Genomic DNA, 20,155 nt, shown 5'->3' with positions numbered 1-20,155 from the left:
GAGATGGGGTTGGCGACCAGGTCCCGGTAGAACACCGCGGTGCCCAGGAGACCTAAAACAGCAGGGACATGTTCAAGAGGCTCATGCGGAGCGCTCCTCTTCTTTCTTCCAACGCCGCTCATGGCGGGCCCGGGTGGCGAGGCGCTGGATCCGGCGGTGCTTGTCCGCCAGTTGGTTCAATCCGTTCGTGCGATCCAACAACTGCGGGGCCGTGTGGAGCTGGAAGTGCGCCAGGTCGTTGCGGGCGGTTTCGGAGGGATGAATTTTCATGCGCGGACTCTCTTTTGTGTATTTATGGGTAGGTCGGTTTATCCATTAAACCGCTCCTACACACTGATCCAACCACAAGTTCAACCCGTGTCAACCCATTGATTTGAAGCATTTTTGACTAAAAACAGAAACTACTCTCAGGGCTTGTCAGAACGCGGTTCTGTCGCATGTCGACGTGCATGACACGTCACTACTGGCCTCGCCTTCCTGTTAACGCCCCAGGCGTTGGCCTGGTCGAGTGCTGCTCGCACTGGGTTGCCACCGCAATTAGGGCCGCCGCGTTATGGGTCTACCCCCGTGTCGCCATCCGGCTGTACGTGGCGTCGGATGTGGAGAACGTTCGGGATCTGGCCAGCCGTATTGAAGGTTCCCACGGCGTCGCCGGCTCGCTACGCAGCGCCAGCACGATGAACGTTCTCGGGGAGGGGCTCGCTCCCGCCGACTTCCGTCAAACCAGTCTCGTAGTCAGTAGCCTTCCAGGCGATATGTTACGACGCTACAACGTTCAAAAATGCAGTAAGCTCTTGCTCAACCGCCGGATCAGCGCACAGGAAAAACACGGCCTCGTGGTGGTAGGCCTCCGTGAGCGTGGAGTGGATGCTGACTCCTGCGGCTTAGGGGGTTCTCACAAACACGTCGTGCTGGTGCTGCATGCCCGCTTGGTCAGCCTGATCCTGAAGCGCGCGCTTAGCCACCGCCGTCCGCTCAGAGACATGCTCCATTGCAGGGGTTCCGACCCCGCATGCGGTGTAGAAGACCTTGCCCTTGAACGTGGTGCGCCAGACACAAACACTCCCACCATCGCTCAGGGACTGCATGTTAAGAACAAGGCTGCTGATCATCGGAATTCATGGGAAAGGTGGGCCGCAGCTCTCCAAACGACGCCATCCGCTTGGGCGGCTGAGACACGCGGGGAGGGGGCCAGCCAGCCCTAGCAGCACCCCCATGGACCGTGGGCGACCTGCCGGCCCAATCGTGGCGGTCATCGTCCAATGGGTGTACCTGTTCCATCACACGTCTCGCGGGATGGGAGCTCCAGCAAGGGAGTGCTCGATCTGTCTGGGGGCCGCCACCGGTATTAAGGCCAGCCCGGGCCTCGTCCACGCTGAACGCAAAGAGGCTTGCGCCTTCGATCGGTGGGCATCACAGTGACACGCATGGCCTTGCATGAGCGAACACAACCACCGCTATGACCGCTCCTCTGGATCACTTCGCAGACCTGTGCATGGCGGCCCAGGGGTTTCGTCCCTCGCAAACGAGGCTGACGGCCTTGTGTGATCAAGACCTGGTTTGGTTCCAGCCGGGCAAGCCAGCCCGGTTTGGACTCACCGAGGTGGGTAAGTCGCAGCTGATGGAGATGTTGAAGGCGTGTTGTAGCGGGGCCGTCGATGAGCCGCTTGCCAAGGTCAAGTCGATGCGACCCAACAGCGTGGAGTTCTCGGCTGGAATGGCTTACTTCGACGAATTCGAATGCAATTTGCGCCTGGGCGTTCGACCTGAAATTCTCCCGAATCGTTTGGCCTTCCTCGCTTGGCTGATCAAAGAGCAGCCTAGCGCGCCCATCGCCCCAAAGTAGGCGCCATCGCCCACAAGCTGCCGACACCTCTCCCGTCCGCTCCTTGCACCACAGCACCATTGCATCGGGTGTCTGACGGAGAGCGCAGGCGTGCCCTCGCAAGCTTGGGCTCGACCAAGCGCCTGCCCACGCCAACCGTGTAACAGTATTGATCTACGATAATTGGCCGCCGCAGTTGTCAACGCTGGCGGTCGCCTCGCTCACGGCCTGCGGCTGTACAGTTCAGACGCAGATGCGTGGTTGTTCGATCAAGGCTTGCAAGCCAGTGGAGGTGGGGCTGAAGTTCATGGGCAGCTTGCCGATAAACCTGTAACAAGGTAAATGAGGCGAGAAGCCCAGCGAAGCGATGGCGCGTTTCAGATCGGGGGTTGCTTTGAGCGTTCGAAAGGATCGGGTTCGCTATGCCTTGACGGTCGTAGGGGCCACGACGGCGTGCCTTCTGGCGATGCTCGCCGTCGCCCAAGCCATTCTCTACGTCCGTGACAAGGAAGGATCGGAGGCAGTGGCAGAAGCCGCGGTGGCACGCTCGGAGGCTATCTCTCTCGCAAGGCGCGTCGCGGCCGAACAAGCGTCTCGCATAGGGCTGCCTCGCTGCTCGGCCGCCGACATTGACTCGCTGAAAGAGATTGCGTTTCGCTCCAGCTATATGAGCGACATCGGTCGCATCCAAGACGGACGCCTTGTCTGCAGCGCCCTTTGGGGGCGCTCGCGCCCCTACAGCCTCCCCGCTCCACGCTTCTCCAGCGGAGGTGTCCGGATTTGGCATGCATCGGATCTCGTTGGCTCCCCCTACACCGGGTCCAATCTGATCGCCCAAGGCGACACGTTCACCGTGTCTTCTCCGTCTGCCTTCGAGAGCTTGGACCCTGCGCGCAGCAGCTCCATCAGCATCGAAACGAAGGACCGATCATTTGCATTCCGGACCTTGTCCCCGACCAGCCGCGTCGGCAACCCCTCTGTCGTCCAAGCTCAGCATTGCAGCCATGTGGCTGACATCTGCGCCTTCGTCACCAGCCCTAGGCACGTGGTGTCCGAGCTGCCCTCGGCGTTGCTCACCACCATCTTGGCAGCCGGGGCGTCGGCGGGGCTGTTGCTGGCGTTCCTGCTGATCAAACACCGAATCACGGCACGGCAAACCATCCAGCAACGGCTGGTGCTTGCGCTGAAGCGCAGCGAGATCGAACTGGCCTACCAGCCCCTGCGTCGGATTGGCACGCGGGAGCTCGTGGGATTTGAAGCGCTCAGCCGCTGGCGCCCGCCGGGAGACGATGAAATCCCGCCGGCCATCTTTGTGCCCATCGCCCACCGCCTCGGCCTGAGTCCTGATCTTTTTCGATACGTCCTGGCCCGTGCCATGAATGACCTCGCCCCCGCTTTGCGGGAGCACAGGAACCTCTACGTGAGCATCAATGCCGAGCCTGTGGACATGGCCCAAGAGTGCATCGTTCGCTACATCAGCAGCGTTACCACCGATTTTGGCGTGCTCCCCGAACAAATTCGCATCGAAATCACCGAACGGGAAGAACTCGTGTCTGCCACCGCCAAGAGCAACATGCAGGCCCTCTCGGTTCTGGGATACCGGTTCTTGATCGACGACTTCGGGACGGGCAGCGCGAATTTCTCCCACCTCGCCCAATCGCCGTTTCGAGGAATCAAGATCGATCGCATGTTCGTGGCCGCTATCAACGAGGACTCCCCCCTGCGGCCCGTGTTGCCAGGGATGTATCGCATCGCACGTGAGCTTGGGCTGGATGTCATCGCAGAAGGCGTCGAAACAGAAGAGCAAGATTTGCTGCTCTACCGGATCGCGCCGGACGCCATCGGCCAGGGATGGCATTACGGCCGGCCTCTCTCAACAAAAGACGCTCTGGCCGCCATCCAGGTTGGGTAGCCCTCCCGCGCGGCTGGACCCAAGCCTGTTCACTGGCGCTTGACCTCCGTCCTAGCAAGATGTCCGTGCGTCCGATGGACGCGACAATCGTGAAACTCTCCGCTATGGCGCTGACCCCAGTTGGCGCCGCCGAACCAACGGGGTGACTCCCCCTCGCCCTAGGTGACGCCCCGGCAATTCAGGGCATCGTCGTGATCGGCACCCCTAGCCACTGGCCTTTCTAGGCCAACGTGCGCCGCGCACCAAACCAGTGGTCGAAACCGCCTAGCCGCTGGTCTGGCTTTTTGCTGGTGAACGTACTGGCTGAGCGCTTTCCAACAGCGCCGCTCGGTCCCTTCGCTGTGCCGTGGGCTGTCAGCGTACAGCGCGCCTCTTGGTCATATTTCTGCTGCGGCAACAGTGGGATCGAACCGCGCTCATGTATCGGGCGCGAGGACAGCGGGGACGATGCCGTAGCTGCATTCTTCAGAATTGAATTTTCCTATGAGGTTCCGTTGGGGATGTCGCGGTGCATCATATGCATTCCCCTCTGTTCAGCTTTTTGTTCATCTTCATGCCCAACGTTGGGCGTTTTTTCATCGATCAGGTTGAAGGAGTGCTGCGGGCGGACGGCCTGCTCTTGCAGGTCACGCGGGTCAGCTGCGCTTGCCTGGAGTGCGGCCGACAACTGCGATTGGTGCCAGGGCATGGCCTGCTGGACTTGGACGGCTCGGCCGTGCTCACTTGCCCGATGTGCGACAACCGCCAGGCAGTGGCACGAGCAAGGTTGGAAGAGCTCTGCCAACCAACTTCACCACCAGCGCTAGGCGAGCCCTGATCCAAGAGCGGACCTCTACGCGCTGACTGAAGGGACCGATTGACGGTGCAGTCAAGCTGAACGCTCACCGGTTTCCTACGCTTGAGCTTGGGGCCACACTGCTGCTGGGCCACGATTCGGTGGCCAGCCAACGGAAGCGGTGTATGCACGAGGATGAGACGGATGCGTTGGTCAAGTTGGAGCTCCGCCTGAGCGAGTGCGAGAGGCGCCTGTCCAACGCTGAGGGCAAAACCAATGCCTTGGAGTACGCGGTCAGGGCGTTGGTGGCCAGTTCTGCCAATCCATCCGCTGTGCGCCTGGCATGGGCCCACCTGATGCCCATGATCGTCGACAACCATGTGCCTCCGCAGCCAGGCTCCAATGCAGACTTTCTACTTGGTTTGCGTCATGGCCTGAGGTTCGTGGCCGAGCAAATCGACGCTTTACCCTGATCCCTAGAGACTTCCAAGATCCAGAACGGTTGCTTGGCCCTTTGAGAGAATTGCCGCCAGCAGACGACCGCCCGCCAATGGCCGCTCGCTGTCGCGGTTGAGGTAAGCGGCTTGCAAACGTCCTGCTGCCATCAACTCCGCCCGTTCCATGCTCGCCGGCTGATTCCGTAAGGGCTCGCCGGGCGACGCCAAGCCTCCCACCAGCGCTTGAACCACGGCGGGGTGGCCGTCTTCGGACTTGGCATAAGCGGTGGCGACCATGTGCTGCGCGTGCGCCGACCAGCCGCCCAAAACCAACTCGGTGTGCATAGCGCTGACGGGGATGCCAGCGGCTGCAGCCGCGCTCACGTAGTTTGGCCAGAGGCGATCAATCACGCCGCCGAGCTCGCCGGACAGCCGCTCTATCGTGAAGTCCACTCGGAAACTGGCCTGGAGACAGAGCTCGTAGATTCTTAAGAAGAACTGGGCCGACCCACGCGTGGCCAAGACGGCGTTGTGCTGAGGCAGCAGAAGCAACTTGGCACCCTCCGAATGCCCCCCCGTTTGAGCGTCTTGCGCCAGGGTATCGACGGTCACAGCCAAGTGATCGGCACTCAGCAACACGTTCAAAATGCTCATCTGCCGTCCTTGGGATCCATTCAGTCGATTGAACCTTCCAACGCCAATTCAGCCAGAGGGTTTGTTGAGAATCTCAGACGCGATCCGCTCCCCCGCTTCCAACACTTGGAGGCACGACGGCGCTTTGATTCCCAAACCGGAGCGCGCGCCCACGCCGTGCACCTCGACAGCAAGGAGGACCCAGCGGCTTTCACTGATCCGCCAGATCTCGGAGGTGTAAACCTGCTCCCCCACCGACAAGGTGACCCGTCTCAAATCTTTGGCCGGCTTGGAAGTGCCCATGGCCCTCGAACCCTGACTGCTTAAAAGCAGTGTGCACGCGAACGCCGCCGGCCTCAACTGCTCCCTTTACTCCGGCGCTGCTCGCCCTGCGACGAAGGGAGTCACACTCAAGCGAATGCACCCCGATAGCTCAGTCCCTGCCCTCATGGGATGCCGGCGATGTGACCGTGACCTGCCCAACCTGGGGGTCGCCGTCATGGCGTTGAAAGGGCGGGACATGGTGAGGGGGCCGCGCCCAGCGCGTTGGGGGCATCTCCGGCCGACTCCACCGTTGAATTGAGCCCAATCTGCAGCAGAGCCAAGGCCGCCAAGCACGCCTGCCGACTGGCGAACGTCTCCCGGGGAGCCATCAAAACATGCCCGCGTGGCGCCACCAGCCGCCAGCGCCAACCTTCCGCCCCTGTGATCCGGGCCCAAAATCCCACCCGGTGGTATACCTCAACGTACATAGCTGCCTTGCGTGATCAATCTGCGATGCTAGCGCCATCGAACCGAGCTCGGCCTCTCTTCCGGCCGGGCGTTTAACTCGTCTTTTGAACAGCGCGCTCAGGCGTGCGTCGCTAGAGCCTGCTCCGGCCCCGGGACGCCCCGGCCCACAGGCTCATCCAGCAAGTTTGAGCCCCCAGGATGGCCGGGAAGAGACCGCAACAATTGACTCACCCTGTGGACGCTTCCTCCCCTCCCCCCCTCCGCACCCAGCACGTAGAGAACCCGCCCTTCAAACTGGGCGAAAGCCAGCTCAAGTCCTTCCACGTCTGCCAACTTCTTCGTCAGAAGAGCTCGCCACGACGGGGGCGGTTCGGATTCAAATTCGACGATCACCGCGGTATCACCGCACTCCAGTTGCATGATTTCCACGCGAAGGGCGTGGGGCGACGATGCCGGCAGTTCGGGGGCGGATCGGGCCATAGCGGAAGTGTCCAGGCTGGAGGGGGTGGGGAAGGAGTATCCAGCGCTCGTGCCAAGACCGCGTCAAGGCACGACGGCACTCTCGCCTTCCAGTGATTGCCGTCATCACAGGGATGCACTAGCGCTTTACTCGCAGTCCTGCATGATCCCCCGAATTTTTGATCAACCGGGTTTGCCGTGACTGCTTCTCGTACCCCTCGCATCCTTCTTGTAGAGGACGACGTAGCCATCCGCGAATTGACGCAGGACGTTCTCAAAGACAGCGGCTACGACATCACTGCGGTGGGCGACGCCGAATCGGCTGTGGAGCGCCTGGAGCAGCAGCCCCCCTTCGATCTGCTCATCTCGGACGTGGGCCTGCCGGGGATGAACGGGCGCGATCTCGCCGAGCACGCCATGGCACGCCACCCTTCTTTGAGGGTCCTGCTGGTCACCGGTTACGCGGGCGTGTCCGGCGCAGACCCGCACTTCCTCCAAAACGACGTCATGCTGCTCAAGAAGCCTTTCACGCTGCGGGAGTTGCTGGGAACGGTTCGTTCGACGCTTTGACGGCTTCCAGCAACAACTCGGTCACTCTCCTCTCCAACTCCCCCGCGGCGAACGGCTTGCTGAGTATCTCCATGCCAGACTCGAGCTGGCCGGCCCCCACCGCGACGCTTGCTGCATAGCCAGTGATGAACAACACCGGCAGGGTCGGACGGCGCTGCCGGCCCGCGTCCGCCACCTGTCGCCCATTGAGCGAGCCCGTCAGGCCCACGTCCGTGATCAGCAGATCAAAGTGCTGTTCGCTGGCAAGCACAGTGAGGGCGTCGCTGCCGTTTGCAGCTTCCGTCACGCGGTGGCCCAAACTGCTCAGCACCTCTTTCACCAGCGTGCGTATGGCGGTCTCGTCTTCTACCAGAAGAACCGAACGACCAGGCGACGTCGCTGGCACAAGCGTGGCCATCTCCTGGATACGGTCATCGGCATCCGCCGTGCTCTGCGGCAAATAAAGGTGCATCGTCGTGCCCCCCCCCCCCCCCGGAATGGAGTCAACCGCCACCTGACCGCCGGATTGGCGCGTGAATCCGTAAATCATCGACAAGCCCAACCCCGTGCCCTGCCCGATCGGCTTGGTCGTGAAGAAGGGCTCGAACACCTTTTCAACAACGCGTGCGTCCATGCCGGTTCCCGTGTCTCGGACCGACAAGCGAACATAGGGTCCAGGAGTCAGCGCCAAACGCTCCGCCAGCCCGCCATCGACGTGTGAGAGCTCTGTCTCAATCGAGATGCGTCCTCCATCCGGCATGGCATCTCGCGCGTTGATGCACAGGTTGAGAAGGGCGTTTTCCAGCTGCGGAGCATCCACCCGCACGACGTCCTCCACTGCATCCAACCGCGTCTCGATCTCAATGGAGGGCCCGATAGAGCGGGACAGGATGTCGAGCATCCCGTTCACCATGGCCGACACGTGGATGGCCGACGGTGCCAACGTCTGCCGGCGAGAGAACGCCAACAGTCGTTGGGTTAGCGCTGCAGCCCGGTCGGCCCCGGTTCGAGCCATCTCCACGTAGCGACCCAGGTCCTCCAAACGGCCTTGGCCGACGCGCATCTCCAACAGCTCCAAGCCCATGGAAACCGCTGTGAGCATGTTGTTGAAGTCGTGGGCAATGCCGCCGGTCAGTTGGCCGAGGGACTCCATCTTCTGGCCCTGTCTCAGCCGCTCCTCCATCGCCATCAGCTCTTCAGTGCGGGCCTGCACCCGCTCTTCAAGCGTTGCGGTCAACTGCTGCAAGCGCTCTTGAGCCACGCGGCGATCGGTGATGTCGGAGGCTGCACCGAACCACTCGCTGACGTTCCCTTCGCTGTCCATCAACGGGACTTCGCGCAACTGGACCCAACGGACGGTGCCGTCGGCGAGCAAAGCGCGGTGTTCGACCTCCAACGGCGAAGCCAGCTCTCGGGCATGAGCGATGGCCAATTCCACCTCCGGCCTGTCCTCGGGGTGGATCAGCTGTTCACGCCAGGCGCCCCCAGTGGCCTTGAGCTCGGCCATGTCCCCTTGGCGATAAATCTGCTCGACGTGCTGCCAATCGGGGGAGACTGAGTAAAGCGACTGGGTGGCCGCGGCCACCAGTGCCCCCAGACGCCGCTCGCTTTGCGCCAAGGCTTCGGACGCGTCGCGCTCCGCAGTGCGGTCCCGAAAGACGACCACGTAGCCCACCGCTTGGTTTTCTTCTCCGCGCAACACGGTCATTGCGCCGTGCGCCCAAATTTTCTTCCCGCTGCGAGACCACATCGTTCGGATGAAGCGTGGAGGTAAAGAAGAAAGCAATGCCATCGCGCCAAAGCTCGTCTGCCAACTTGTATGCACTGCGTCGGGCGGCAGCGCTGGCGGGCACATCCAGAACGACGACGTCGACGTGCCTCGCTTGCGCTGCGCGCAAGGCTCCTGAGGTGGATTCGAAGCATTCGACGTCATAGCCGAGCTCTCTTAGTCCAACTCCAACCACCTCACAGATGGAGGTTTCAATGTCCACGAAGAGAATGTTCATGTGGGTTGCCGTTCCACAAGGTCGGGTCAAATTTTCCACACGGTCAGCAGCTGGTTCAAGCCAGTTGGGACGACTTCTGCTCTCGGCAGACGGAATCTCCTCAGCTTTGCCAACGCTTCATCGGGAGCGCGAGAGGAGACCCCAGCATCCCTTCCGCCGGGTGACAGACCAGTCGCCACGGTGCTCATTTCGCCCCTCCTTCGCTGAGTGGCTTCGAGAGGAGCCCCACGTAGACGGAGGCAGACGGCCCTCCCGTGAAGCGCACAAGGAGATCCATCGCCGTTGCATTCATTGCGTCCGCGTCGCCCCGCTGAGCGAAGCTGGCCCAGTCTGCCATCGCAATGCTCTGCAGCTGGCCCTCCTTGGCCTCAAACAGCCGCATAGGCCACTGCGGCAGCCGACGTTGCGAGACACGTCCCCGTGCCAACTCGATCAAGTTCAGGTGGCTGCGCGCTTCGGATGCCCTGGCGTAGGCAACGCGAAGGCCATCGGGCGGACCCTCCATGTAGGACAGGAACCTGGCCCCGTCGTACAAGGTCACCCCGGTCACGCCGGCCTGCCTGTTGAACCGCTCCGCATCGGCCATCAACTCAACCAGCCGCCCAAGGCCAAGGGTGGGGCTGGCCTCACTCACAAAAACCACCGCACGGTTTGGCATGACACGCTCCTAAGATTGCTTCAGACCCAACAACCTGACGGGTCGGGAAGAGCAACAAGTGCTACACGGCAACCTTTGATTTTGCCTTCCAGGCGCCTGTTTCCAGATCCTCCCTCAGCACCCAGTCCTTTGCCGGAATCTTCGCCCCACGAGCGGTCAGGTAGTCCGGCATGGAGAGCAGGATCTCACCCCCTTGAATCAGACAGCTGGTCGAGAGGACCACGCCATCACTGAGCTCGACCAAGCAGGTGGTTCTCTCGCCCGGTTCAGCCTGCTCGCCTGTCAGGGACGCAGTGGCCCCTGGGTAGATGTGGCTGTGAGTAAATTCCAACCGCATGGCATGCCCCTGTCGAATGCCTCAAGTTGATGACTCCCCTGCTTCCACTTTGCAACGTGAATCGGGCGGCCTACAGAGAGAATCCGTTACCCATCACCGCGGGACGTCATCGGGACGATTGCCGGCCAATGCGGCAAGCCGCTCCATCCCCGTTTCTGGGATGAATTTCCCTCCGAAGCGTTGGGAGAGATTCACCCAGTTCGACCTCATCAGTGTTTTGAGCTCGGCTTCTGAAATCGGCAGAAAGAGCAATGCATGCGCAGGAAACCGCAACTGCTGGATGGATCCCCGCGCCAGCTCAACGATTTCGGTATGCAGGGTGACGGACTCGGTGTAAACGCAGCTGGCAGCCACCGCACTCGCTGCGCCTTCCATATACGTTAAAAACCTGCTGCCGTCGAAGCATACGACTGCATGCGAGCCGCACTTGGCATTGAACTCTCGGCCTGCACGCATGACTTCGGCCAAGCGCTCATCACCGATGCCCTCCACCGCCGCGCTCACGAACACCACTGCACACTTGGGCATTGAGGGCCACCTCCAACTCGGAACCAGTGAGTCTAAACAGGCCAAGAGTAGATCAGCTGTGTAGAAAACGCAGGCGGGCTCGGACCGAAGTTGCGGTCCTTCTGAACGCTTAAGGATGCGCCATGGTTAGGACCATCCTAGATCAAGCTGGCTGCAAGAGACTTGACCTGGTAGGGCAGCGTCGCCCCGAGGTGCGCGAGGACTGCGGCCTCAACGACCGAAGTGCTGCACAGAAAAAATATCCCGTCTCGCGGTCCAGCCGACGTTAAAGACCGATGGACAAAGATCACTGAGGCGGATTCATCGCTCACGAAAACCTCATGAAACTTCGATCCCGCAAAGCGCACTTGGAGGGCTCTCCGACTTGCTTTCGTGTCCTGCCGTAGCTCCATACCGTATTGCCCAGGCGTCCCGATGCCACTAGCGGTGAAGAGGTACTTTTTTCTGAACGAAGTCAACCAGACCAGAACTGATCCGCCTTGGGCGAGAACGCGCTTGTGAGCCAGCTTGCTGCGTATCATCGGGCTGCTCGTTGTTGACCGGGTTGATCGATTCGTCCCGCCTGTCGCCCGTGGACGACCGACTTGGGAGCTTCCAGCGATGGACGGGTTCAGTATCAGGCAGCGGCAGCGGTGAGAGCAACGCCCACGCGCTGCCCACCATTTCGGCCGTCCAGGTAGGCGCGCTCACAGCACCACAACATGCCGTTCTCCGGGCGAAACAACCCGAGCAGGCTGCGCAGGGCCTAATCCTTTAACTGCCTCGCCAGGCTCAGCTTGAGCACCGAGGCGCTCATGGCTCCGCCGATTCAGTTCCGCGGTGCACGCGAGACAGACGCCATCCACCGTGCGACTTGAAGTAGCCCGTGTCGCCAGTCAACGAATAGCGAAATCCGGCCCAAATCGATGTCGGCACGGAGCTGTGCCAAGTGCGAGCCTTTTGGTAGGCGTAGCGAAACGAACGCATCATTTCGGTTCTCCGCGGCGCAGCCATTGCCGACACGACGGCGCTTTGAAAAGCGCGATTGCGAGTTGGAGCAACCCCAACGCAGCTGCGGCAGCCAAGATCACAAGAGCAAGAGACAAAAGGAGGTCCATGGCGGGGGTCCTGCAGGCCCGTGGGGTGGCAGCACCTCTGAGCGCCCGGGCCATTGGCGCTCAGCAGTCCCCTGTCCGCTACAAGTGAAGATCGCCACAACCGCGTGATATCGGCGTGAAAGCCAGCCGCGTCATTTGTTGCCGTTGCAACCGCCCACTTCTGACCTCCTACTAGTGCTTGGAACCGGGAAATCGAGTTGATTGAACAGTCCAGGCAATGCACCCGTCTTCATCAGTGATCCTGTTCATATTTGGTCAGAAACATCTCACACTGCTCGCTCCGCTTCCGACAGCGCTCTCTCTTCGCGTTGACCGTTCAATGCAATCTTCGACCGTCTTTGTAATCCACCAAGTCGATCCCACACTGCTGAGCAAGGGGGCGAGGGCTGGATCTGCAGCTATCCTGATGACCTGCCAAGCGTGCCGAGCTAGGTCCACCGTCACCATCGGTGGCGGACTGCAGACGGATAACGCGGGTGTCTGGGTCACTTGTCCGGGATGCAACGCGAATGCCATGCTAGGTCTGGAGGAGATTTGGCGCCTTTGGAGCAGTGACGCCGGGATCGCCTTTGCAGCGGCATTTGACGCGTCGATCAAAGCGCCAGTCAGCGTGATGCCGGAGGGAGATCGTCGAAGAGGCCCTGACCTATCGCCTAGCGGTTGCTGCAATGGCTGCAGCTGAGCACGGCGCCACCGGAGATCGATGTCAGCCCAATGGGCTCGCTTGAAACGAAATCACTGTCGCACATGTGGCAACGGGCGTGGACTTTCAGCGCTTTGGACACCGCCTGCGGACCCGCGCTCTCGCGCTCGACCCAGACCAAGCGAAACCGTCCAGTCTCACCAGCCGCACCACAGCTTTCATTCGCGTCCCGCTCGCACATTCAAGTTACCAACCGTGGCGTATGGCTTAGCATCAGGCGGCGAGGGAGAAGGCAGCGTGCTGCGCTGCTGAGCCTCACGTGAAGCCGATTTAGTCAGGTGCGCGATGAACTGGATCGGCCAAGCGCGGCGAACCACTAGGGAGTATCGTGTTCAATCCACTTCAAACGAGCCCATCCATGCTGCGAGCCGTTGCCTACCGAAGCGTTGCCGACCCGGGAATTGATTCCACCCGCCTCGATCAGATCGTGCGCGGTGCACAACGCTTCAACCGGCTAGGCGGCGTGACAGGAGCGATGCTCTTCGATGGAGCCCGCTTTCTCCAATACGTGGAGGGACCAAACGATGGCATAGAAGGCGCCATTGGACGCATCAGGGCCAGCGATGACCACACCAACCTCCATGTGCTTGGGAATCGCTGATCGAAACCCGGCGCTTCCCGGCTTGGGACATGAGCTGCTTTATGCAGCCCAACACTGTGCTGGATCGGCTGTTCGTCGCCCCGTGGGGAAGTTTGGACCGCTCGCTGGATCACGCCGGCAACCCGGTCGGTGGCTTGTTGCTTCTGCGCCAGATCTTGGCGTAAGGCCGCAGCCCAAGGGGAGGCAGCCCCTGCTTCCCACGCGCGCCAGAGATCCACTCACGGCGGTTAGCCACACGCGGTTGCGAGAACCGCAGTTTCAGAACAACGCTGGTGCGCTATCAACTTGCCGTAGTCGAATCGTGGGCGATCTTGTGAGACAGGTCTGCGATGTGCCGTTCGACGGCGGCCAAGGCTAGCTGCATCGCGTCGCCCTTATTACGGATCACACCCCTCTCCCGCACCTTGACGTCCACACCGTCTACCGTCGCCAAGTAGTGGAAGACATCATCGGTCGGACTGGTGATGGTGACAACGTAGGTATGCCCACCCATCGTGTCTCGCATGGTGTGGCGGAAACCCTCTGTCTTCATGACCGGTTTGCAATGGTAGGCTGGGATCAATCTTACGCGGATGAGCGAGGCAAGAGGGCGATAAATGACCTCTCGGCCGGATCTGCTTTGGCTGCTGAGGTCTTGGGTAAGCAGGAGTTCGCTTCCCCTCCGTCCCTTCGCAGTTCCCGTAGCAGTCGTTGCCTATGATGACAATCCGGCCGCCGTCACCGCCGCCGCCTTGAGAAGGCGGGGGTCATCGAACACCGCGACTCCCAAGAGACCAACAAAGAGCAGGGCGAGGTTCAAAAGGCTTATGCGAACCGCTCCTCTTCCTTCTTCCACGCCGCTCATAACGGGCGCGCGTGGCCAAGCGCTGGATCCGGCGATGCTTGTCGGCCAGCTGATTCAAGCCGTTGGTGCAATCCAGAAACCGCGCGGCGGTGTGGATCTGGAAATGCGCCAGGTCGGTGCTGGCAGCGGGCTCGATGGGATGAATCTTCATGTCGTCACTCTCTTTTTGTGGGTAGGTCGGTTTACCCATTAAACTGCTCCTACAACACGATCCAACCACATCACCAACCTTTGTCAACCCATTGATTTGAAAGATTTTTGACTAAAATCAAGAACCGCCGCCAGGGCTTGTCAAAACGCGGTTGTGTCGCATGCTGAAGTGCATGACACCGCATGCCCGCCCTCGCCGTCGTTCTCCTGCCCCAGGCTTTGGCCTGGTCGAGTTGCTGCTCGCATTGGGGGTTGCCACCGCAATGGGCGCCGCCGCGTTTTGGGTCTACCCCCGCGTCACCACTCGGGTCAACGTGGCGTCGGACGTCGAGAACGTTCGGGACCTGGCCAGCCGCGTTGATCGGTCCCATGGCGTCGTCGGTTCGTTCCGCGGCGTCAGCACGTTGAACGTCCTTGAGGATGGGCTTTCCCCCGCCGACTTCCGCCAAGCCAGCGCAGCGACCATGAGCAACGCGTGGGGCGGAGCCGTGACCGTGTCCCCGGCCACGGTGCGCTTGGCGGGGGATGCCTTCTCCGTGGGGCTGTCCGGGCTTCCTGCGCGGGCCTGCGTGCCGTTCGTCTCCGCCCTTGCGGGCGACGCGAACGTGCGGGACGTGATCGTGGGCAACACCAGTGTTTTGTTGGGCAACGGCGGAACCCTGGACGTCCCCGGGCTGGGATTGGCGTGCGGGGCCGATGGGGCCGTGGTCGACGTCGTCTATTACTCAGGCCTGGTCGCCGGGTCGTCGGTCGCCGTGGTGCCCACGCTTCCCCTGCCCTCCACGCCCGCCGTCCCTGGCCCTTCAACGCCGACACCGGCTGGCCCCGTATCCACCGCTCCCAGCGCGCCCGATGCAGTGCCGAGCGTTCCTGGGAGCGTGTCGCCAAGCCCTGGGGTTGCTCCTTCCCCTGCGGTTCCGCCGCTTCCTGTTGCGCCCAACGTTCCGGTGCCTCAGCCGCTCCCAACGCCGGTCCCCACCCCGGCTCCGCCGGCCTTGGTGCCGTGCCGGCAATCGGAAAGCTCGGCGGCCCGGGCGAGCTGTCCGGCGGGCACGTGGGGCACGGAAACAGTGCGGACACGCCAGGTCTGCGCCGCTGGCGATGTGGATCCAAACTCAGACGCTGCGTGGGAGCATCCCGAGGTGTGGGTTCAAGCCCAGACGGTGGCGGCTGTGACGGCGAGGGATTGCCAGGCCTGCCCTGGAACCTCCCAGGAGGAACGCGATCAATGGCTACCCACTTCTCAACCCTGCCCGTCGGGCCAAGCTGGGACGCACATCTGGGAGCGGCAGCAGGTCAGATCGCGGGACATGTTCACCCATTGCCCGTTTGGCACCACCGCCCTGCCCGGCCCCACTTACGGCGGCTGGTCCAACTGGGTGGATACCGGGGCTCGTCGCAACGAGGTCAGCACATGCAAGCCCACGGCCGCTCGCTGCGGCAATGGGAGCTTGCAAGTGGTGGCGTGGCACTCCGCCGATGGGCAGGACGTGCCGCCGCCCTCGGGTTCGAGTGGCATTTCTTACTGGTATCCCGACGCCGTGGTGCGCCTGACGCCAGCGGAAAAAGCCAAGCTGGACTGGGCCATCGCCAACGTGCCCATCCACCGGGTCGAGACGCCGGCCCCGATGCCCGGCAACTGGCCCGCCAACGTGAGCGAGTCGGCCTTCTACGAAGAGCAATGCAACGCCCTTTCGGACGCGGGAAACATCCGTTACGCCTACTCTTACGATTTTGAGTGCGTCTCCAACATGGGCATGCACTACTGCGACTACAACTGGACCAGCGGGGGCACCTCTTTGGCCGTGTGCCGCCAGGCCTGCGCGTCCGATTTGGTGGGCAAGACCAACAATCCGTATCGCTGGGAGTGGCCCGAATCGTCGGTGGTGGCTTCGACGCCCTACACCACCTGCACGGGCCAGCCCGGATGCACGCCCAACGGCGGTTTTGGCACCCAGCAAGGCCTGCCGGCGTGCAACGAGCACAACGTGGGCCAGACCTTGGCGTTCAACTGGTATCGCCAGTTCTACAACCCCGTTCGAGTCGACTACCAGAAGCTGACACTCACGTGCAGGGGGCCCATGGGCTAGCGGCCAGAAGCACTTGTCGGACACGCACGGAACAGTGCACTACGCAGCTGGGGGCACGAACGATGCTTGGCTGGGCGTCCCCATGACCTTCTGGACAAGCTCGTAACCAGAGACCTCCTCATAACGGGAGGGTATTCTTGCTTTGAGCCCATGAAGGCGCCGATTCGCCGTCAATGCGAGCTGGTTGTAAGTGGTCGCCGTGACGCGTCCACGCTGGGCCCCGTTGTATTCCCGGTTAGTGACGGTCGAGATATTGGATGCGACCGAATGACCGACCACGAAGGCATGGAAGAAGGGAACCCCTTCAATGCCTCCGCTGGAGACGAGCTCATCGACATACTCAGCCGCTTGATTCATCTCTTTGCGACCGATTTCAGAGCGCCCTTTCTTTAGCTCAATGAGTAGGACATCGCGCATCATCACCAGCTGATCCCTGGCATTATCGAAAGTCTCTGTCCCAACAACAGAGAGTGTCGCATCGGAGAGGACGACAATGTCAGGGCGTTTCGCTGCATTGGCAAACGCCTGCCCACCCTTTCTGCCTTTGAACAAGCTGGTGGCGACGGTGCGCAGGGTATTGTTCGACGCATACTCCGAGCTATCGAACTCAGGACCAAACAGCCAACGCGCCTGCGTCACGAGCGGGTGAAGGGTGTGCAGCTCGTCAGCTTCTGGGTCACCGCTGAGCTTCTCCATGGCCGCAATGATGGACAACCGACTGTCGATCTCGTCCAGAACGGTAAGCGCATCCTCCACCGTCCACTGCCCCAGCAACCTGTCGAGCCCGTCGATGTCGTGCTCATCCAGCTGCATCAGCTTGTCGAGGAAGCTTGAACCGCTTCGTGCCTTTTGAATCTTTATGACTGCCTTGACGACCTTATTGAGCGTTTCAGGCGGTATGCCTGGTTGGTCATGCACCACCGCCTTCGTGAACTGCGCCACTTCAAGCATGGAGCGCCTAGGCAGCGTGCGCAGATCCTCTCGATTCTTGTAGAGTGCGTCCTCTGAGTTTTCTTCAATCAAGTGGGCCGACAACTTTTCGACCATTTCCTGCGCATACCCGTTGGCTGCTTCGAAAAGGCGATCGGTGCGCTCGGTATTCTTGAACTTCGACCAATCCGGTTCGACTTCGGACAGCCACTCTGCCCCACACTCGATCACGATGGCATAGCGCTTCGCAAAGCGCACCCGCCCATCCAGAACGGCCATTGGCCCAACGGTCCAACTCGGCAGCCCTACCAACCGATTGCTCACCCAGAATGCCACGCCTTGGTAACGCGTGGATTTGGCCGTGCGCGTTGTGTCCACCACATACGCGGTGACGCCAAAGCCTGGTTCGACCTGAATCTTGCGTTCTTCTAGGAGGCCCTCATGCTCAGACAGAGGGACGGACTGGCCGTTCACCGAAACGATGAACTGCGGATCGTGTAGGAAACGTCCCGACAAGACCGTTCTGATCCGATCTGGATCCGGGCGGTGGCGTTCAACCTCTACCAACAACCGGGTGCCATGGCCCGAACGGGTGCCTGTCTCGTGGCTCTGGATGTAGAACGGGGACGGCTGATTTCGAGTGCCGATCACGAAGGTTGAGAGAACGCCGTTCGTCCAAGTTTCGATCGTGTAATGATCAGAGAAGCACAGAAGGCCATGGCGACCAATGCCGTTGCGCCCGAAGGCCATGCGCACCCAATCACGACGCCCCGACGGAAACTGGACGTTCGCCCCTTGGCTGCGATGCCGGTTGTATCCCAAGGTCATCCAGCGCTTGCGAAACTGGTCCTCGGTCATCCCATGGCCATCGTCTTCCACCGACAGCAAGCCACCCGCTTCCCCCGGGATGATCACGGCAACCTTAGCAGCCCCCGCATCCCATGTATTGGCGACCAACTCGGTGAGGGCCACGTCTGGGTCATAGCCAATCCGACCGAGTGACCGAAGCACGTAGTCTTCTTCAAAGAGAGCTTCGTTGGCTGCCTTGCCCTTCTTGCCCATGGGGATGTCCGCTAAATGCTTGATTGGTAATGTGTGCAAGACTATGCCGCCTTCCGCCGACTTTGGCAAAACGCTAAGCCCTGCCCATCTCACCCGCCGCGACCCAGCGAAAACGAGATATTCCGGAAGCCACTGGTATGAGTGGACGATGGCGAGGAGCCATTAGTCCCAGAAATCGAACCCCAAGGGTTCCCCATCCCACCGACTGTAAAGATCCCCAGCGCCCCAGTAGCTCACCTTGCCGTCTTGCACGGTGCGAATGGCCCGGAACACGCTCCGGTCCGGCGACGGGTGGTTCAGGCGACCATCCAACACCGGCAAGACGTATCCTGCCTGACCGTCGCTCGACGTCTCATCCGACGGTATGGGCAAAAGCAGCGCGCCCGTTGGAGTTTCCCGCAGCACCAGACAGAAAGACGGATATCGCTTGAGGCAACGCACCAACGCTGGGTGCGTGCCCGCCGCCCTTACCTCCGCCATCAGGCAATCAAGCGACTCTAGGGCCAGTGCCTTCGCCTTAGCGCTCTGCATGGCGAGAGATGCCTCCTGGCACCATGCTGCCACGTCCGACGAGTCCGCCAGCAAGAGCTTCTTGTTTCGACTGGCAAACCTCTGTGCAACGCGACGGTAACGGGAAGTGGTCACGAACATCCCAGAGGCGCCCTCGCGTAGGCTGTGCGCCTCCAGCGCCGCGACGGCCTCCAAGCCAATCGGGCGGTGCTTGGCATACCGCCGGGCTTGAACCAAGGTCAGTGCATCGCCCAAGGGAGACTGAAGCCACATCCGGACGTCCACACCCTCGTCGGCCGTGCCGGGCCCGATCTGCGTTTTCCAACCGCGCGCCGTGAATACGCTGCTGATCAGCTCCTCGAAGTCACGGTGAGGAAGCTGGTAAAGATCTTCGGGATGCTCCGCAAAGTGCTGGTATACGTCCCCGGAAACGTCCGCTGTGTCAGCTTCGATCAAGCGGCAGGTCCATTGCCATTGGGCCCATTGATCAAACTGCTTCTGCAACGCCGACTCGTGTTCGATGAGGTAGTAGTTGGCAGTGACGGCATCGTCCAGTTCGAGGTAGAGGCCTATCTGGGCCAACTCCTCCCCTAGCTCGTCGGCTTCTCGGCTTCCCTCGTTCAAGCACCGCGCCGGCATGCCGTCGGAGCACAGCGTCAGGATAGACACGCCCTCACCAGGCTCCGTGTCGTAGTGCTCCAACGGGTTTTTGTGGCTGGAATCCTCCCAGAACTCGTGCCGCTTGGCCCAAGTTTCCGTGATGGCTTGGGCCTGCTGCACGATGGCTTCCAAATGCGCATCCGGCCTGCCCGGTTCTTCCTTCGCTTTTGCCACTTTTACTCTCCCGGTCATGAGTCGGATGTTGCCATCGGTGGGGCCTGACCGCCATTTGTCGACCGCTGGCCCGGCGGCCTCGATTCGGGCATGCTCCTGGCCGCCCAGCCTGCCTAATAAGCAAAGATGACCGATTACACGCTCGACGATCACGCCAAGGCCGTCCAAGACCTGGCACGTTTGCACGAGAAATGGGAGAACTATTCGGGAAACAATCCGAACAAGTTCCGTGCAGACATCGAAACCGCCAAGGCCACGCTGGCCCAGGTGGAGCGCGCACTTAAGGACACTGGCGTATTGCCTCGAACGGCCCAAGAGGAGCGAGACGCGGCGCTAGACAAGGCTTACCCCAATGCGCTCACCCGCCAGATCGTGGAATGGGAAGGTCAGCGCTTTCAGAAGCGTTATACGCCTATTGCCACTAGCCTCTCAGGAAAGACCGTGCGCGAATGGAAGGGCTTTTGGGTCCCGCTGAGCGAGTGA

The 20,155-nt window shown here is 61.2% G+C and carries 18 protein-coding genes and 1 pseudogene; 8 read left to right on the top strand and 11 right to left on the bottom strand.

All coding sequences use genetic code 11. The features are described from left to right. Positions 1 to 81 precede the first annotated feature (81 nt). Positions 82 to 270, bottom strand: coding sequence for a hypothetical protein (locus ACW5IY_RS06420; RefSeq protein ID WP_049433973.1), 189 nt, complete (start codon positions 268 to 270; stop codon positions 82 to 84). 1,189 nt (positions 271 to 1,459) lie between these two features. Here ACW5IY_RS06420 and ACW5IY_RS06415 point away from each other — a divergent pair. The 3 genes from ACW5IY_RS06415 to ACW5IY_RS06405 all read left to right on the top strand — a co-directional run bounded on the left by ACW5IY_RS06415 (position 1,460) and on the right by ACW5IY_RS06405 (position 4,985). Then, the gene (locus tag ACW5IY_RS06415) at positions 1,460 to 1,846 is read left to right on the top strand and encodes a hypothetical protein (RefSeq protein ID WP_049433975.1); all 387 of its coding nucleotides are present in this window, start codon (positions 1,460 to 1,462) and stop codon (positions 1,844 to 1,846) included. A 445-nt stretch (positions 1,847 to 2,291) separates the two neighbouring features. After that, positions 2,292 to 3,737, top strand: coding sequence for an EAL domain-containing protein (locus ACW5IY_RS06410; protein ID WP_049434012.1), 1,446 nt, complete (start codon positions 2,292 to 2,294; stop codon positions 3,735 to 3,737). A gap of 960 nt (positions 3,738 to 4,697) precedes the next feature. Continuing rightward, positions 4,698 to 4,985, top strand: coding sequence for a hypothetical protein (locus ACW5IY_RS06405; RefSeq protein WP_049433976.1), 288 nt, complete (start codon positions 4,698 to 4,700; stop codon positions 4,983 to 4,985). A 3-nt stretch (positions 4,986 to 4,988) separates the two neighbouring features. Here ACW5IY_RS06405 and ACW5IY_RS06400 read toward each other — a convergent pair whose 3' ends face one another. Further along, positions 4,989 to 5,603 carry a hypothetical protein gene (locus ACW5IY_RS06400; protein ID WP_049433977.1) on the bottom strand — a complete coding sequence of 205 codons (615 nt, stop codon included), beginning with the start codon at positions 5,601 to 5,603 and terminating at the stop codon, positions 4,989 to 4,991. 48 nt (positions 5,604 to 5,651) lie between these two features. Further along, a complete protein-coding gene (locus tag ACW5IY_RS06395; protein WP_049433978.1) occupies positions 5,652 to 5,885 on the bottom strand; it encodes a hypothetical protein in 234 nt (77 codons plus the stop codon). A gap of 1,086 nt (positions 5,886 to 6,971) precedes the next feature. Here ACW5IY_RS06395 and ACW5IY_RS06390 point away from each other — a divergent pair. Next, positions 6,972 to 7,343 (top strand): response regulator, encoded by a 372-nt coding sequence (locus tag ACW5IY_RS06390; RefSeq protein WP_049433980.1) that lies wholly within the window; start codon positions 6,972 to 6,974, stop codon positions 7,341 to 7,343. On the opposite strand, the gene ACW5IY_RS06385 is transcribed toward ACW5IY_RS06390, so the two are convergent. The 4 genes from ACW5IY_RS06385 to ACW5IY_RS06370 form a co-directional block, all read right to left on the bottom strand. Next, a complete protein-coding gene (locus ACW5IY_RS06385; RefSeq protein ID WP_457327050.1) occupies positions 7,300 to 9,030 on the bottom strand; it encodes an ATP-binding protein in 1,731 nt (576 codons plus the stop codon). The genes ACW5IY_RS06390 and ACW5IY_RS06385 overlap by 44 nt on opposite strands. Positions 9,031 to 9,512: 482 nt before the next feature. After that, complete coding sequence (locus tag ACW5IY_RS06380; RefSeq protein WP_049433981.1) at positions 9,513 to 9,986, bottom strand: BLUF domain-containing protein; 474 nt, start codon at positions 9,984 to 9,986, stop codon at positions 9,513 to 9,515. Between the two features lie 61 nt (positions 9,987 to 10,047). Beyond that, positions 10,048 to 10,230 carry a hypothetical protein gene (locus ACW5IY_RS06375; RefSeq protein ID WP_152906212.1) on the bottom strand — a complete coding sequence of 61 codons (183 nt, stop codon included), beginning with the start codon at positions 10,228 to 10,230 and terminating at the stop codon, positions 10,048 to 10,050. 186 nt (positions 10,231 to 10,416) lie between these two features. Next, positions 10,417 to 10,851 carry a BLUF domain-containing protein gene (locus tag ACW5IY_RS06370; RefSeq protein ID WP_049433983.1) on the bottom strand — a complete coding sequence of 145 codons (435 nt, stop codon included), beginning with the start codon at positions 10,849 to 10,851 and terminating at the stop codon, positions 10,417 to 10,419. A 2,158-nt stretch (positions 10,852 to 13,009) separates the two neighbouring features. Here ACW5IY_RS06370 and ACW5IY_RS06365 point away from each other — a divergent pair. Further along, entirely contained in the window at positions 13,010 to 13,252 is a 243-nt protein-coding gene (locus ACW5IY_RS06365; RefSeq protein ID WP_080353422.1) for a BLUF domain-containing protein, read from the top strand. Between the two features lie 280 nt (positions 13,253 to 13,532). Here ACW5IY_RS06365 and ACW5IY_RS06360 read toward each other — a convergent pair whose 3' ends face one another. After that, on the bottom strand, positions 13,533 to 13,784 hold the full coding sequence (locus ACW5IY_RS06360; protein ID WP_049433985.1) for a hypothetical protein: 252 nt from the start codon (positions 13,782 to 13,784) through the stop codon (positions 13,533 to 13,535). A gap of 214 nt (positions 13,785 to 13,998) precedes the next feature. After that, positions 13,999 to 14,286, bottom strand: coding sequence for a hypothetical protein (locus ACW5IY_RS06355; RefSeq protein ID WP_152906213.1), 288 nt, complete (start codon positions 14,284 to 14,286; stop codon positions 13,999 to 14,001). Between the two features lie 121 nt (positions 14,287 to 14,407). Here ACW5IY_RS06355 and ACW5IY_RS06350 point away from each other — a divergent pair. Then, a pseudogene (locus ACW5IY_RS06350) lies at positions 14,408 to 14,875 on the top strand (type 4 pilus major pilin); the annotation flags it as partial. Between the two features lie 681 nt (positions 14,876 to 15,556). Continuing rightward, positions 15,557 to 16,336, top strand: coding sequence for a hypothetical protein (locus ACW5IY_RS06345; RefSeq protein ID WP_239682849.1), 780 nt, complete (start codon positions 15,557 to 15,559; stop codon positions 16,334 to 16,336). Positions 16,337 to 16,375: 39 nt separating this feature from the next. Here the strand turns inward: ACW5IY_RS06345 and ACW5IY_RS06340 are convergent, their stop codons facing one another. Together ACW5IY_RS06340 and ACW5IY_RS06335 are read right to left on the bottom strand one after the other, a co-directional pair. After that, positions 16,376 to 18,328, bottom strand: coding sequence for an ATP-binding protein (locus ACW5IY_RS06340; protein WP_049433987.1), 1,953 nt, complete (start codon positions 18,326 to 18,328; stop codon positions 16,376 to 16,378). 162 nt (positions 18,329 to 18,490) lie between these two features. After that, positions 18,491 to 19,825: a restriction endonuclease gene (locus ACW5IY_RS06335; protein ID WP_152906214.1), complete on the bottom strand. Its 1,335-nt coding sequence runs from the start codon at positions 19,823 to 19,825 to the stop codon at positions 18,491 to 18,493. Between ACW5IY_RS06335 and ACW5IY_RS06330 the strand changes: the two genes are divergently transcribed. Continuing rightward, complete coding sequence (locus ACW5IY_RS06330) at positions 19,799 to 20,155, top strand: hypothetical protein (RefSeq protein WP_049433989.1); 357 nt, start codon at positions 19,799 to 19,801, stop codon at positions 20,153 to 20,155. The two genes, ACW5IY_RS06335 and ACW5IY_RS06330, sit on opposite strands and share 27 nt — an antisense overlap.

The organism is Stenotrophomonas sp. C-A, assembly GCF_054030835.1.
The sequence above is the reverse complement of the archived record's forward strand: the minus strand, read 5'-3'. Positions and strand labels throughout refer to the sequence as shown.